This is a genomic window from Pseudomonas oryzihabitans (assembly GCF_006384975.1).
Classification (GTDB): domain Bacteria; phylum Pseudomonadota; class Gammaproteobacteria; order Pseudomonadales; family Pseudomonadaceae; genus Chryseomonas; species Chryseomonas psychrotolerans_B.
In genome coordinates, this window is sequence record NZ_CP021645.1 from 421,504 (window position 1) to 435,738 (window position 14,235).

General features: G+C 65.0%; 11 protein-coding genes and 1 pseudogene. 11 read left to right on the forward strand and 1 reads right to left on the reverse strand.

The genetic code is table 11. From position 1 onward, the window contains the following. Positions 1 to 6 precede the first annotated feature (6 nt). The 8 genes and pseudogenes from CCZ28_RS24980 to CCZ28_RS01885 form a co-directional block, all read left to right on the forward strand. Positions 7 to 724: pseudogene (locus CCZ28_RS24980) on the forward strand (methyl-accepting chemotaxis protein); the annotation flags it as partial. Positions 725 to 880: 156 nt separating this feature from the next. Further along, positions 881 to 1,384, forward strand: a complete 504-nt coding sequence (locus CCZ28_RS01855) for a chemotaxis protein CheW (protein ID WP_140215423.1) — start codon at positions 881 to 883, stop codon at positions 1,382 to 1,384. Positions 1,385 to 1,467: 83 nt separating this feature from the next. After that, positions 1,468 to 3,129, forward strand: a complete 1,662-nt coding sequence (locus CCZ28_RS01860; protein ID WP_140215425.1) for a methyl-accepting chemotaxis protein — start codon at positions 1,468 to 1,470, stop codon at positions 3,127 to 3,129. Further along, the gene (locus tag CCZ28_RS01865) at positions 3,129 to 3,611 is read left to right on the forward strand and encodes a chemotaxis protein CheW (protein WP_140215427.1); all 483 of its coding nucleotides are present in this window, start codon (positions 3,129 to 3,131) and stop codon (positions 3,609 to 3,611) included. Before CCZ28_RS01860 ends, CCZ28_RS01865 begins: the two co-directional genes overlap by 1 nt. Positions 3,612 to 3,622: 11 nt before the next feature. Then, complete coding sequence (locus tag CCZ28_RS01870) at positions 3,623 to 4,426, forward strand: CheR family methyltransferase (protein WP_140215429.1); 804 nt, start codon at positions 3,623 to 3,625, stop codon at positions 4,424 to 4,426. Between the two features lie 2 nt (positions 4,427 to 4,428). Then, positions 4,429 to 4,938 carry a chemotaxis protein CheD gene (locus CCZ28_RS01875; protein WP_140215431.1) on the forward strand — a complete coding sequence of 170 codons (510 nt, stop codon included), beginning with the start codon at positions 4,429 to 4,431 and terminating at the stop codon, positions 4,936 to 4,938. Continuing rightward, positions 4,935 to 6,005 carry a protein-glutamate methylesterase/protein-glutamine glutaminase gene (locus CCZ28_RS01880; RefSeq protein WP_140215432.1) on the forward strand — a complete coding sequence of 357 codons (1,071 nt, stop codon included), beginning with the start codon at positions 4,935 to 4,937 and terminating at the stop codon, positions 6,003 to 6,005. Before CCZ28_RS01875 ends, CCZ28_RS01880 begins: the two co-directional genes overlap by 4 nt. An 89-nt stretch (positions 6,006 to 6,094) precedes the next feature. Beyond that, positions 6,095 to 6,670, forward strand: coding sequence for a DUF1349 domain-containing protein (locus CCZ28_RS01885; protein WP_140215434.1), 576 nt, complete (start codon positions 6,095 to 6,097; stop codon positions 6,668 to 6,670). A gap of 16 nt (positions 6,671 to 6,686) precedes the next feature. On the opposite strand, the gene CCZ28_RS01890 is transcribed toward CCZ28_RS01885, so the two are convergent. Continuing rightward, complete coding sequence (locus tag CCZ28_RS01890) at positions 6,687 to 7,157, reverse strand: MaoC family dehydratase (protein WP_140215436.1); 471 nt, start codon at positions 7,155 to 7,157, stop codon at positions 6,687 to 6,689. Positions 7,158 to 7,414: 257 nt separating this feature from the next. On the opposite strand from CCZ28_RS01890, the gene CCZ28_RS01895 reads away from it, so the two are divergent. The 3 genes from CCZ28_RS01895 to hrpA all read left to right on the forward strand — a co-directional run bounded on the left by CCZ28_RS01895 (position 7,415) and on the right by hrpA (position 14,194). After that, complete coding sequence (locus CCZ28_RS01895) at positions 7,415 to 9,094, forward strand: long-chain fatty acid--CoA ligase (RefSeq protein ID WP_140215437.1); 1,680 nt, start codon at positions 7,415 to 7,417, stop codon at positions 9,092 to 9,094. 152 nt (positions 9,095 to 9,246) lie between these two features. Beyond that, positions 9,247 to 10,026: an SGNH/GDSL hydrolase family protein gene (locus CCZ28_RS01900; RefSeq protein ID WP_140215439.1), complete on the forward strand. Its 780-nt coding sequence runs from the start codon at positions 9,247 to 9,249 to the stop codon at positions 10,024 to 10,026. Between the two features lie 142 nt (positions 10,027 to 10,168). After that, positions 10,169 to 14,194 (forward strand): ATP-dependent RNA helicase HrpA, encoded by a 4,026-nt coding sequence (hrpA, locus tag CCZ28_RS01905; RefSeq protein ID WP_140215441.1) that lies wholly within the window; start codon positions 10,169 to 10,171, stop codon positions 14,192 to 14,194. Positions 14,195 to 14,235: the final 41 nt, after the last annotated feature.

A 14,235-nucleotide genomic window follows, 5' to 3' on the forward strand; every position in this document is an offset into this window, starting at 1 on the left:
GACAAGCTGAGCCAGATCATCGGTGACGTACGGGAAGCGGCTGATGCTCTGGCCAGCGCCTCGGAGGAAATCTCCGCCACCGCCCAGAGCATGAGCCAGGCCAGTACCGAGCAGGCGGCCTCGGTCGAGGAGACCAGTGCCAGCGTCGAGCAGATGTCGGCCTCCATCGCCCAGAACACCGAGAACGCCAAGGTCACCGACGGCATGGCCGGCAAGGCCGCCCGCGAAGCGGACGAGGGCGGTCAGGCCGTGGGCGAGACCCTGGTGGCGATGAAGACCATCGCCGAAAAGATCAGCATCGTCGATGATATCGCCTACCAGACCAACCTGCTGGCGCTCAACGCCGCCATCGAAGCCGCCCGGGCCGGCGAGCACGGCAAGGGCTTCGCCGTGGTGGCCGCCGAGGTGCGCAAGCTGGCCGAGCGCTGCCAGGTCGCGGCCCAGGAAATCGGCTCCGTGGCCAAGAGCAGCGTGGCCCTGGCCGAGCGAGCCGGGTCATTGCTCGACGAAATAGTACCGTCCATCACTAAAACCTCCGATCTAGTGCAGGAAATCGCCGCTGCGTCCGAAGAACAGAGTAGTGGGGTCAATCAGATCAATAGCGCCATGACGCAACTCAACCAGATCACTCAGCAGAACGCCTCTGCCTCCGAGCAACTCGCGGCCACCGCGGAAGAAATGAGCGGCCAGGCCGAGCAGCTGCAGCGGCTGATGGGCTTCTTCAACAATGCCGAAGCTCGGGCCGTTCAGCATCTGGACCGCGCTTTAGAGCAGGTTAGACCCGCCACGGGGCGTGTACCGCAGTCGTTTGGGCGGACCGGCCAACTGAGCGTAGGCAATTTTCCGGACGGTTACGTCCGTTTCCCGGAGTGAGCAATTTATGACCGCCCTGACCCTTACCGACGCCTTCCAGGAATCCCTTGGCCACCAGCACCTGACCTTCATGGTGGATGGCGAGACCTATGCGGTGGATACCCTGGCCGTCCGCGAAATCATCGAATTCGGCCAGTTGACCCAGGTGCCGCTGATGCCGGCCTGCATCCGTGGAGTGATCAACCTACGCGGCGCCGTGGTGCCCGTGATCGATCTGGAGGCGCGCTTTGGCGGGACGCCGACCCGGGTCGGTCCGCGGACCTGCATCGTCATCCTCGAGGTGTTCGATGCCGAAGACACCCAGGTGCTGGGCGTCGTGGTGGATGCGGTGAGCGAGGTGTTGGAGATCGAGCCGGCGCAGATCCGTCCGGCGCCGGCCTTCGGCAGTCGCCTGGCACCGCATTTCATCGCCGGCATGGTCAAGTCCGGCGAAGGTTTCATCGTGGTACTCGATGTCGCCCGTGTACTAGACGTCGGCGAACTGGCCAGTTTGGCCCAAGCAAGCGCATAGCGATTCGCAACGCAGTGTCAGCGGCGATCCCGTATGGAAACGCCAAAAAAAGAAGTAACAACCGCGCCGGAGGCGCACCCGACATGCTCAATAATCTTCGCGTCTCGACCAAGTTGGCGATCGGCTTCGGTGTCGCCATTTTGATGCTCATGCTGACCATCGGCGTAGCGCTCCTGAACATGGAAAAGATGAAGGAGGCTGCCGACACCATGTCGCAGCGTTACTTCCCGATTACGGTCCAGGCCAATACGCTGACCCGCAACACCCTGGATTCCGGTCGGCTGCTGCGCAACCTGTTGTTACTGGACAATGCCGATGCGTTGGCCAAGACCCGCAGCGATATCGCGCGGATTCGTAGTGAGAACAACGATATTCTGATCGACCTGGGCAAGAAGGTGCGCAGCGACGAAGGCAAGCGCAAACTCAATGCCGTGCTGGAAAGCCGCCAGCGATTGCAGGACAAGTACACTGAATACTTCCGCCTTGTGGAGGCGGATCGTAATCAGGCGCGCGATTATCTGCTCAATGTCTTCGCTCCGAACAACAACGAGTTGGTGGACGCCGCCAGTGCCTTCAATGAGCATCAGGCACAGCGCATGGTCGAGGCGGGCGAGAATGCGAATGCTGCCTATACGGATGCGCGTAACCTGATGACGGTCATCGGTGCCGTTGCACTGTTGGTCTCCGTCCTGCTGGGCTATCTCATCGCGCGCAGCCTGATCCGGCAACTGGGCGGCGAGCCGGCCTATGCCGCCGAGGTGGTGCAGCGCGTCGCCAAGGGCGACCTGACCGTCGAGGTGGTGACCCGCGAGGGTGATACCACCAGCATGCTGGCCTCGGTGCGCGTCATGACCACCACCCTGGCCCAGATCATCACCGACGTACGCAGCTCTGCCGATGGCCTGGCCAGCGCTTCGGAAGAAGTTTCCGCTACCGCCCAGAGCATGAGCCAGGCCAGTACCGAGCAGGCGGCTTCCGTCGAGGAAACCAGTGCCAGCATCGAAGAGATGTCGGCCTCCATCGCGCAGAACACCGAGAACGCCAAGGTCACCGACGGCATGGCCGGCAAGGCCGCCCGGGAAGCGGTGGAAGGCGGTCAGGCGGTGCGTGAGACCCTGGTAGCGATGAAGACCATCGCTGACAAGATCGGCATCGTCGACGACATCGCCTACCAGACCAACCTGCTGGCGCTCAACGCCGCCATCGAAGCCGCCCGTGCCGGTGAGCACGGCAAGGGCTTCGCCGTGGTGGCCGCCGAGGTACGCAAGCTGGCCGAACGCAGCCAGGTCGCGGCCCAGGAGATCGGCACCGTGGCCAAGAGCAGTGTCGCCCTGGCCGAACGCGCCGGCTCGCTGCTGGACGAGATGGTGCCCTCCATCAACAAGACCTCGGATCTGGTCCAGGAGATCACCGCGGCTTCCGAGGAGCAGACCGCCGGGGTCGAGCAGATCAACAGCGCCATGATGCAGCTGAGCCAGATCACCCAGCAGAACGCCTCGGCGTCCGAGGAACTGGCGGCCACCTCCGAAGAGATGAGCGGCCAGGCCGAACAACTCCAGCAACTGATGGAATACTTCACCGTGAACGGCAGTGGCGCGCCCAGTCAGGGCATTTCGCGTACGGTGTCCAGGAAGGCGGGCACGGCGCCGGTCGAGCACGCCTCGGCGCGGGCAAGCGTACCTTCCTACCGCCGTGGGCGGGATGTCGTGCCGGATGGCTTCGCTCGCTTCGAGGAGCAGGTGTGATGAGTAGTACGGAGCTGTCCCGGCAATTCCTGACCTTCCAACTGGCGGGCGACCTCTACGGTGTGAACACCGGCTGCGTCCGGGAAATCATCGAGTATGGCGCGGTCACGGCGGTCCCCATGCTGCCGCCGACGCTGCTCGGCGTCATCAACCTGCGCGGCGCCGCCGTGCCGGTGATGGACCTCGGCATGAGATTTCGCAATCAGTTGACCGAGACATCCCGCCGCAGCTGCATCGTGGTGCTGGAGACCCAGGTGGGCGAGGGCGCCCAGGTCTTCGGCGTCGTCGTCGATGCCGTATGTGAAGTCCTGGAAATCGCTGCGGACACCATCGAGCCGGCGCCGCGTTTCGGCGCTTCGGTTCGCACCGACTTCATCCTGGGCATGGCCAAGCAGGGCCAGGGCTTCGTCATCCTGCTCGACATGGATCGCGTACTGGGTGAGGACGACCTCGCCCAACTCGCCGATCTCTCGGCTGCTTGAGTGGGGATGTAATGGAGCTTCCCGCGCTGACCGACAGCGAATTCCGCCAATTTCGCAGTTTCATCTTCAAGGTCGCTGGCATCAGTATGTCCGATGCCAAGCGTCCCTTGGTGAGCGGCCGACTCGCCAAGCGCGTGCGGCAGCGCGGAACCCCCAGCTACGAGGCCTACTTCCAGTTGATCCAGCGCGATCAGGCGGAATGCCAGATGGCGGTGGATCTGCTGACCACCAACGAGACCTATTTCTTCCGCGAGCCCAAGCACTTCGATTTCCTGCGCGACAAGGTGCTACCGAACTGGGACCGGCGGCAGCCGCTGCGGCTCTGGAGTGGTGCCTGCTCTTCGGGCGAAGAACCCTATACCCTGGCGATGACCCTGGCCGAAGGCCTTGGTGAGCGGCCCTGGGAAATCGTCGCGTCCGATCTCAGCACCCGGGTACTGGCCAAGGCACGCCAGGGTCAGTATCCGCTGACGGAGGCCGAGAGCATTCCGCCCGCCTTGCTGCGGCGCTACTGTTTCAAGGGCGTGGGCGAAAACGAGGGCACCTTCCTGGTCGATCCCAAATTGGCCGCGCGGATTTCCTTTCGGCAGATCAATCTGAACAACACCCTGCCCGAAGTGGGGACCTTCGACATCATCTTCCTGCGTAACGTGATGATCTACTTCGACCTGCCGACCAAGCGCCAGGTGGTGGAGCGTCTGGTCCGCCATTTGCGGCCCGGTGGCTACTTCTTCATCAGCCATTCGGAGAGCTTGAACGGCGTGACCGATACGCTGAAGATGATCAATCCTTCCATCTATCAGCGACCGTTCTAACGATGCCCACCCTGCCGGAGGTCTTCCTGCGTCCTGGCGACTGGTACTTCGGTCAGGGTGATCGGCTTATCCGTACCATCCTCGGCTCCTGCGTATCCTTTGTCTTTTGGCATCCGGGGCAGCGCCTGGGTGGCATGACCCACGCCTTGCTGCCATCGCGGCAGCGCCCCGCGCCGGGCGCCCCGCTCGACGGTCACTATGTCGACGAAGCGCTGGAGCTGATGCTGGGTGCCATCGCCCGCCATGGCGGCGATCTGCCGGGCTACCAGGTACACCTCTATGGCGGCGGCAACATGTTTCCGCAGATCCTGCGCGGGCGGGTCAAGAACATCGGTGACGTCAACGTCGATACCGCCTTGGCCCAGCTCGCCCGCGTAGGGCTACGCTCCATTCGTACCCATGTCAGGGGCGACGGTCATCGCAAACTGTCCCTGGATCTCGCCGATGGCCGGGTACTCATACAACAGGTGGAGGTCACCCAGACTCCGCCGCTCACGAGACGTACTCCATGAACAAGATCAAGGTCCTTATCGTCGACGACTCCGCGGTGGTGCGTCAGGTCCTCGCCCAAAGTCTCGCCGAGGACCCCGCCATCGAGGTCATGGGCGTCGCCGCCGATCCGGTGTTCGCGCAAGAGAAGATGCGCAAGCAATGGCCGGACGTGCTGGTACTGGACGTGGAAATGCCGCGCATGGATGGCATCACCTTCCTCAAGAAGATCATGGCCGAACGCCCCACGCCGGTGGTGATCTGTTCGACCCTGACCGAGAAGGGCGCCGCGACGACGCTGCAGGCCATGGCCGCCGGTGCCGTCAGCATCGTCACCAAGCCCCAGGCCAACCTCAAGCAGTTCCTCAAGGACGCCTCGGATGACCTGACCAGCGCGGTCAAGGCGGCGGCACGCGCCAATCTCAAGCGTCTGGCGCCGCGCGCCGCACCCGTCGTCCCGCCGCCCAAGCTGAGTGCCGATGCCATCCTGCCCGCCGGGAGCGGCGGTGCCATGGCGCGCACCACCGAGCGAATCGTCGCCCTGGGTACCTCCACGGGCGGCACCCAGGCATTGGAAGCCGTCCTCACCATGCTGCCGCGGGTCTGTCCGGGCATCGTGGTGGTCCAGCACATGCCCGAGCGCTTCACCGCCGCCTTCGCCGAGCGCCTGGATCGGCTCTGCGAGTTGGAGGTGCGTGAAGCCCGTCATGGTGACCGCGTCCTGCCCGGACGGGTACTCATCGCGCCGGGCGGTCGCCACATGCTGGTCAAGCGCAGTGGTGCCCAGTACCAGGTGGACGTCGTCGACGGTCCGCCGGTCAGCCGACATCGGCCCTCGGTGGACGTACTGTTCCGCTCGGTGGCCCGCGCGGCGGGCAGCAACGCCCTCGGCATCATCATGACCGGCATGGGCGACGACGGTGCCCGCGGGCTGAAGGAATTGCGCGATGTGGGTGGCCGCACCCTCGGCCAGGACGAGGACAGCTGCGTGGTCTATGGCATGCCCAAGGAAGCCATGAAGCTCGGCGCGGTGGAGCAGGAGATCGGTCTCGGTCAGATCGCCGCGGCCATTCTCAAGGCAGGCTATTGAGTCATCCCGGAGCAGGCGCTTTCCGGCAACGGCGAGACGAACTTGCGGGGTGCGCCGGACTCCAAGCGCCAGTCTGCGAGGAGAGCGCCATGTTCGACATCTGCCACTGGATCAACGAGCCCGAGACCTGGCTGGCCGAGGCCGATCGGTTGAGAGTCATCACCGATCGGCACAGCGACTTCTGGAACCTGACCCACGACGGCGCCGAACGCCATAGCGGCCATTTCTTCGGCGCCCGGGTTACCAGCGGCTTCACGGCGCAACTAAGGGTAGCGGCGCGCTGCAAGAACCAGGGCGATTACGCCGGGCTCATGGTGCGCATCGACGAACAGCTCTGGCTGCGCGCCGGCATCGGCTACTTCGACGATACTCCGCAGTTGCTCAGCGTCCTGACCCAGGGGCGCTCGGATTTGGCGCTGGGCGCACCGCTGGGAGAGCAGGAAGAGGTCTGGCTACGGGTGACCCTGACCCAGGGCAGCGTGCGCGTACAGGCCTCCCTGGATGGCCAGCGCTGGCCGCTGCTACGGCTGGCCAGCCTGCCGCCGGCAGCCGAGTATCGAGTGGGCCCGGCGTGCGGCACGCCGGAGCGCGGCGGCATGGAGGTGGCGTTCAGCGACTTCAGCCTGCAAGCCCCGCTGCAACGGGGCCTTGCCGATCTGAGTTGAGGCGGGTAGAGGGGTATTAGCCGACGGTGACCGGGGGCAGTTCGACCTGCTGCACCTGCACCTGCTTACGCGGTGCTACCACCTTGGCGACGCCGTCCACCACCTTGTCACCGTGCTGGTTGAAGACGCGGGTCGCCAGGTTCACGCGGAATTTCGGCAGCTTCTCCAGCACCTCGATTTCCACGGTGAGGGTATCGCCCAGCTTGACCGGCTTCTCAAAGGTCATGGTCTGGTCGACATAGAGCGTCCCAGGTCCCGGCAGGTTGCAGGCCACCGCGGCGCTGATCAGGGCACCGCTGAGCATGCCGTGGGCAATGGGCTCGCGGAACAGCGTCTTGGCCGCGAACTCGGGGTCCAGGTGCAGGGGGTTGCAGTCACCGGACAGGGCCGCGAACAGCAGGATGTCGCGCTGTTCGATGGTGCGGTTCACCGTGACCTTCTGGCCGATCTCGAGGGCTTCATAAGGAATGTTTTCGGTCAAACTCATGACGCGCTCCAGCAGCATTGAGAAGGCGGCAGGGGCCGCGAAGCGGGGCATTCTACCCAGGCACGCGGCCCGAGGCTAATGGGGGCTGGAAAAACCCTGAAACAGCATGACTATTATCGACTGATCAGTCATTAAGTGACGTTTAGGGCGGATATTGATGCTGTTGCGTCCCAGGCAAAACTGCTAGGCTCGCAGGGCCGATCCAGCACGATACGGCACTCTCCCACGAACAATAACCAAGAGCAGGAGCGGGCTGCATGATGCCGAATTTCTGGAGTGACAAATATCCCGAGGGCATCCAGACAGACATAGATCCGGGACGCTATCGCAACGTCCTGGCGGTGTTTCGCGAGGCCTGCCAGACCTACGCCGACCGGCCGGCCTTCAGCAATCTGGGCCGTACATTGAGTTACCGCGAACTCTACGAGCTGTCCGGTCAGTTCGCCGCCTACCTGCAGAAGCACACCGACCTGCAACCCGGTGATCGCATCGCCGTGCAGATGCCCAACGTGCTGCAGTACCCCGTGGTGGTCTTTGGCGCCATGCGCGCCGGGCTGGTGGTCGTGAACACCAATCCGCTGTACACGGCGCGCGAGATGCAGCATCAGTTCAAGGATTCCGGCGCCCGGGCGCTAGTCTGCCTGGCCAACATGGCGCACCTGGCCGAGCAGGTGCTGCCGCAGACCGACATCCGTCACGTCATCATCACCGAAGTCGGCGATCTGCTGCCGACCTTCAAGCGGCTACTGGTCAACGCCGTGGTGCGCCACGTCAAGAAGATGGTGCCGCCGTACCGCATTCCCCAGGCCATCCGCTTCGTCGATGCCATGACCAAGGGCGAACACGTCGACTTCGTCGACGCCGATCCGGCCAGCGAGGACGTGGCCGTCCTGCAATACACCGGCGGTACCACCGGCATCGCCAAGGGCGCCATGCTGACCCACCGCAACCTGGTGGCCAACATGCTGCAATGCCAGATGCTGATGACCAAGTACCTGGGCGCGGACGCCCAGGTGATGGTCGCGCCGCTGCCGCTCTATCACATCTACGCCTTCACCATTCACTGCATGGCCATGCTGATCCAAGGCCATCACAACGTCCTGATCACCAATCCGCGCGATCTGCCGGCATTGGTCAAGGAACTCAAGCAGTGGCGCTTCAACGGCTTCGTCGGGCTCAACACCCTGTTCGCCGCACTGTGCAACAACGAAGACTTCCGCCAGCTGGATTTCTCGGGGCTGCGGGTGACCTTCTCCGGCGGTATGGCCCTGCAGCAATCCGTGGCTCAGCGTTGGGAAGAGGTCACCGGCTGCGGTATCTGCGAAGGCTACGGCATGACCGAGACCAGCCCGGTGGTGAGCTTCAATCCCCTGGAGCGTCGGCGCCTGGGTACCATCGGAATGCCGGTGCCGGGTACCGACTGCAAGGTGGTGGACGCCGACGGCGTGGCGCTGGGGTTCGACACACCCGGCGAGCTGTGCGTCAAGGGCCCGCAGGTCATGAAGGGCTATTGGCTGAGACCCGAGGCCACCGCCGAGGTGTTGGATGCGGAAGGGTGGCTGCGCACCGGTGACATCGCCGTGATCGAGCCGGATGGCTACCTGCGCATCGTCGACCGCAAGAAAGACATGATTCTGGTGTCCGGCTTCAACGTCTATCCCAACGAGCTGGAAGAGGTACTCTCCCAACTGCCCGGGGTGCTGCAGTGCGCGGCCATCGGTCTGCCGGACGAGGTGGCGGGCGAGAAGATCAAGGTGTTCGTGGTGCCCAAACCTGGTGCTTCCTTGACCACCGAGCAGGTGCTCAAGCACATGCACGACCACGTCACCGGCTACAAGCGGCCCAAGCTGGTGGAATTCCGCGACAGCCTGCCCACGACCAACGTCGGCAAGATCCTGCGTCGTGAACTGCGTGACGCGGAGCTCAAGAAGGCGTAACCAGGCATCAGCCGGCACCCGGTATCGCTACCTCTCGTCGACTGGTAGCGCTACGGCAGGGGCGCGAGCATGGTTTTCGCAAGAGGTTCGGGTATAAACCGCAGGCGGCATTGTGCCGTCATCTATCCGACCTCTCTTCCTGAGGACACACCATGCGAATTCGCGTACGCCAGGCCTTGCTGGGTCTCCTGCTGCTGGGCTCCAGCGCGCTCGGCCAGGCCTGGGCCGGTGAGCCCATCCGCGTCCTGTTCGTGGGCAACAGCTATACCTTCGTCAACGATCTTCCGGCGATGGTTCGTCAAATGTCCGTCGATGCCGGCCAGGCGCGCCCGCTGGACGTCAAGCACATCACGTTCAACGGTGCCAGCCTTGAGGAACATTGGAAGCGCCACGATGTGCAGGACGAGTTGGCCAAAGCCAACTACGACTACGTGGTGATCCAGGATCACAGCATGATGCCGGTGAAGAATCCGGACCTCACCCGCCAGTACGTGCGCCTCATCGCCGATCTCGCCCGCAAGGACGGTGCCCAGCCGATCCTTTACCTGACCTGGGCGCGGCAGAACAATCCGACCATGCAGGCGCAGCTGGACAGCGTCTACACCCCCCTGGCCAAGGAAACCGGTGCGCTGCTGGCGCCGGTGGGCCAGGCCTGGCAGAAGGCGCTGGCCGAGCAGCCGCAACCCGGCCTGTTCCTGCCCGATGGCAGCCATCCGTCCTTCACCGGCACCTACCTGGCCGCCTCGGTGTTCTATGCGCTGATCTATGGCAACCGTCCGCCGCTGCCCGCCGCTGCCGAAAAGATCAAGTTCGATCACGCCGATCCGGCCGATCTGCAGCAGGACGCCTGGAAGGCACTGCAGTCCCTGGACATGGCCCTGCGCACGCCGCCAGCAAAACTGAACATGGCCAGCGCCCAAGCCAAGCGCTGATCCCTGTCAGGCCCTGCGCGACGTCCGTCGCGCAGGGCCTCTTACCTCGCTTCTTTTCCCCGCCATCTTCTTGTAAAGCCCCGCCACACCCCCCAACTCTTTTACACTTACCGGTCCAAGCGACCGCCGTCGAAAGAGTTTCATGACCGATACCCCCTCCGTTGCCCGTCTTGCCGCCAACCTGGATCAGGCCTTCAACGCCGACCGCCATCGCCTGAGACGCCAGCTCCAGGCCTTGCAGAAGCAACCCGATCCGGATCGCGAAGCCCAGTGGCTGGAGCGCTTCCAGGCCTCTTGCGCCAAGGTCGAGGCGCGGCGTGCCAGCGTGCCGACCATCCGCTACGACGACGCCCTGCCCATCGCCGCCAAGCGCGAGGAGATCAAGCGGGCCATCGCCGGGCACCAGGTGGTGGTGATCGCCGGTGAGACCGGCTCGGGCAAGACCACCCAGCTGCCCAAGATCTGTCTGGAATTGGGCAGAGGTGTGCACGGCCTGATCGGCCACACCCAGCCGCGGCGACTGGCGGCGCGCAGCGTGGCGGCCCGGGTGGCCGAGGAGCTGGCGTCGCCGCTGGGCGAGTTGGTGGGCTACCAGGTGCGCTTCGAGGACCAGAGCACCGACGCCAGCCTGATCAAACTGATGACCGACGGCATCCTGCTGGCCGAGACCCAGCACGACCGCTTCCTCGAACGCTACGACACGATCATCGTCGACGAGGCCCACGAGCGCAGTCTCAACATCGATTTCCTGCTGGGCTTCCTCAAGACCCTGCTGCCGCGCCGGCCCGATCTCAAGCTGATCATCACCTCGGCGACCATCGACCTGGAGCGCTTCTCCAAGCACTTCGATGGCGCGCCCATCGTCGAGGTGTCCGGCCGTACCTATCCGGTGGAGACCTGGTACCGCCCCCTCAGTTCGGAGGTGGATGAAGACGGCGAGCGCCTGGTGGACGACCTCTCGGTGGACCAGGGCATTCTCCAGGCGCTGGACGAGATCGCGGCCCACGAGCGCAGCGTCGGCCAGCGTCCGGGCGATGTGCTGGTGTTCCTGCCCGGCGAGCGCGAGATCCGCGATTGCGCCGAGGTGCTGCGCAAGGCCCAGCTGAAATTCACCGAGGTGTTGCCGCTCTATGCGCGGCTGACCCCGGCCGAGCAGCAGAAGATCTTCCAGCCGCGCCCCGGGCGCAAGATCGTGCTGGCCACCAACGTCGCCGAGACCTCGCTGACCGTACCGGGCATCCGCTACGTGATCGACAGCGGCACGGCGCGCATCAGTCGCTACAGCTATAGAGCCAAGGTCCAGCGGCTGCCCATCGAAGCCATCTCCCAGGCCAGCGCCAACCAGCGCAAGGGCCGCTGTGGCCGGGTCGAGCCGGGCATCTGCATCCGCCTGTACAGCGAAGAAGACTTCCTCGGCCGCCCGACCTTCACCGATCCGGAAATCCTGCGCACCAACCTGGCGGCGGTGATCCTGCAGATGCTGCATCTGCGCCTCGGCCGGATCGAGGATTTCCCCTTCATCGAACCGCCGGATGGCAAGGCAATCAAGGACGGCTTCACCCTGTTGCAGGAGCTCTCGGCGGTGGACGTCGAGGGTCGGCTACTGCCGCTGGGTCGCCAACTGGCGCGGCTGCCCATCGATCCGCGCCTCGGGCGCATGCTGCTGGAAGCCACGGAGCAGGGTAGCCTGGCCGAGGTGCTGATCGTCACCAGTGCCCTCTCGGTGCAGGACCCGCGCGAGCGTCCGGCGGATCGCCAGACCCAGGCTGACCAGGCCCACGCCCAATGGAAGGACCCGGATTCGGACTTCGCCGCCCTGGTCAATCTCTGGCACGGCTTCGAAGAGCAGCGCCAGGCGCTGGGTTCCAATGCCCTGCGCAGCTGGTGTCGCAAGAACTTCCTCAACTATCTGCGGCTGCGTGAGTGGCGCGACGCCCACCGCCAACTGACCCTGCTGTGTCGCGAGCTCGGACTCAAGACGCGCAAGGCCGAGGCCGAACAGCCGGCACCTGCGGTCGCCAGCGACAAGCCGGTGCTCACCACCGACAAGAGAGTCAACGCCAAGGCCCAGCAACAGGCCGAGGCCAGCGAGGCGGCGCTGCGTGCCCGTGGCTATGCGGCCCTGCACAAGGCGATTCTGGCTGGCCTGCTCAGCCAGATCGGCCAGAAGAGCGAAGACGGCGACTACCTCGGTGCCCGCCAGCGGCGCTTCTGGATCCATCCCAGCAGCGTCATCGGCCGCAAGAAGCCCAACTGGATCATGGCGGCCGAACTGGTGGAGACCACCAAGCTGTTCGCCCGCATGGTCGCCAAGATCGAGCCTGACTGGATCGAGCCGGTGGCCGGGCACCTGGTCAAGAAGACCCATCTGGAACCCCACTGGGAGAAGAGGCGTGGTCAGGTGGTGGCCTTCGAACAGATCAGCCTCTATGGCCTGATCATCGTCGGGCGGCGCCCGGTGCACTTCGGCCCCATCGATCCGCCCGCCGCCCGCGAGTTGTTCATCCGCGAGGGCCTGGTGCGCGGCGAGATTAACAGCCGCGCCAAGTGCCTGGCGGCCAATCGCGCTCTGTTGGAGCGGCTGGACGAGCTGGAGGCCAAGGCGCGTCGGCGCGACATCCTCGCCGACGAGGAAACGCTGTTCGACTACTACGCCGCGCGCTTGCCGGCGGACGTCTACCAGACCGCCACCTTCGACAGCTGGTACCGCCGCGAAAGCGCCAAGCAGCCGGATCTGCTGATCATGCGCGAGGAAGACGTCCTCGCCCGTGAGGCCAGCGAGGTCACCGCCGCCCAGTATCCGGATACCCTGCGCCTGGGCGAGCTGACGCTACCGCTGTCCTACGAATTCGACCCGACCCATCCGCGCGATGGCGTCACCCTGCGCGTGCCGGCGCCCTTGTTGCCGCAGCTGCCGCCGCAGCGGCTGGACTGGCTGGTGCCGGGCCTGCTCTATGACCGCTGCGTGGCCCTGGTACGCAACCTGCCCAAGGCGCTACGCAAGAACTTCGTGCCGGTGCCGGATTTCGTCCGCGCGGCGTTGGACAAGATCCCCTTCGGCGAGGGCTCGCTGCACGAGGCTCTGGGGCGCGAGCTACAACGCATGACCGGCGCGCGCATCCCGGACGAGGCCTGGCCGGAAGCCGAGGCGGGTCTCGACCGCCACCTGCGCATGAATCTGGAAGTCGTGGATGCCCAGGGCAAGCCCCTGGGCGAGGGCCGCGATCTGGCCGAGGTGACGGCGCGTTTCGCCGAGGAAAGCCAGGCGGCGCTGGCCCTGCCGACGCAGAAACGCCAGGAGCAGCGCCCGGTGGAGGCCAAGGCCTTCGCCGAGGTGGCGGCCAAGACCCAGCAGCAGGTGGCAGGGCTGTCGATGACGGTCTATCCGGCGTTGGTGGACGAGCAGGGCACGGTACGCGAGGGGCGCTTCGCCACCCAGGCCGAGGCGGCCTACCAGCACCGGCGGGCGCTGCAACGGTTGTTGTTGCAGCAACTGGCGGAGCAAGCCAAGTTCCTGCGCGGCAAGCTGCCCGGCCTCACCGAGTTGGGCCTGCTGCACCGCGAGCTGGGCCGACCTGAAGCCCTGGTGGAAGATATCCTGCTGGCCAGCCTGGACGCCGCCATCCTCGCCGATGAAGCCGAGCTGCCGCGGGATGGCGCTGGCCTGGCTTCCCTGGCCGAGCGGCGCAAGGCTGGTTGGACCGAGCAGGCCGAGCGCCTGGCGCGGTTGACCCTGGAGATCCTCAAGCTCTGGCATGGCCTGCAGAAGAAGTTCAAGGGCCGCATCGACCTGGCCCAGGCGGTGGCCCTGAACGACATCAAGGCGCAGCTGGCCAGCCTGGTCTATCCGGGCTTCGTCCGAGCTACGCCGCTGGAGTGGCTCAAGGAGTATCCGCGTTACCTCAAGGCCATCGAGCAACGCTTCGACAAGCTCGGCGGCCAGGTGCAGCGTGACCGCGTCTGGAGCGGCGAACTGGCGGGGCTCTGGGAACAGTACCGCGCCCGCGCCGCCAAGCATGGCCAGGAGGGCAAGCGCGACGCCAACCTGGAACTCTATCGCTGGATGCTGGAGGAATACCGGGTTTCGCTCTGGGCCCAGCAGCTGGGTACGCGGATGCCGGTCTCGGACAAGCGCCTGAACAAGCAGTGGAGCCAGGTGGAGGCCTGACCAGGGTCATCCATCGGAAGCGGCGCCGACCTGGGACGACC

Coding starts and splice junctions, on each gene's coding strand:
- CCZ28_RS01865 (WP_140215427.1), top strand. CDS start 3,129: ATGAGTAGTACGGAGCTGTCCCGGCAATTCCTGACCTTCCAACTGGCG.
- CCZ28_RS01880 (WP_140215432.1), top strand. CDS start 4,935: ATGAACAAGATCAAGGTCCTTATCGTCGACGACTCCGCGGTGGTGCGT.
- CCZ28_RS01875 (WP_140215431.1), top strand. CDS start 4,429: ATGCCCACCCTGCCGGAGGTCTTCCTGCGTCCTGGCGACTGGTACTTC.
- hrpA (WP_140215441.1), top strand. CDS start 10,169: ATGACCGATACCCCCTCCGTTGCCCGTCTTGCCGCCAACCTGGATCAG.
- CCZ28_RS01890 (WP_140215436.1), bottom strand. CDS start 7,157: ATGAGTTTGACCGAAAACATTCCTTATGAAGCCCTCGAGATCGGCCAG.
- CCZ28_RS01870 (WP_140215429.1), top strand. CDS start 3,623: ATGGAGCTTCCCGCGCTGACCGACAGCGAATTCCGCCAATTTCGCAGT.
- CCZ28_RS01885 (WP_140215434.1), top strand. CDS start 6,095: ATGTTCGACATCTGCCACTGGATCAACGAGCCCGAGACCTGGCTGGCC.
- CCZ28_RS01855 (WP_140215423.1), top strand. CDS start 881: ATGACCGCCCTGACCCTTACCGACGCCTTCCAGGAATCCCTTGGCCAC.
- CCZ28_RS01860 (WP_140215425.1), top strand. CDS start 1,468: ATGCTCAATAATCTTCGCGTCTCGACCAAGTTGGCGATCGGCTTCGGT.
- CCZ28_RS01900 (WP_140215439.1), top strand. CDS start 9,247: ATGCGAATTCGCGTACGCCAGGCCTTGCTGGGTCTCCTGCTGCTGGGC.
- CCZ28_RS01895 (WP_140215437.1), top strand. CDS start 7,415: ATGATGCCGAATTTCTGGAGTGACAAATATCCCGAGGGCATCCAGACA.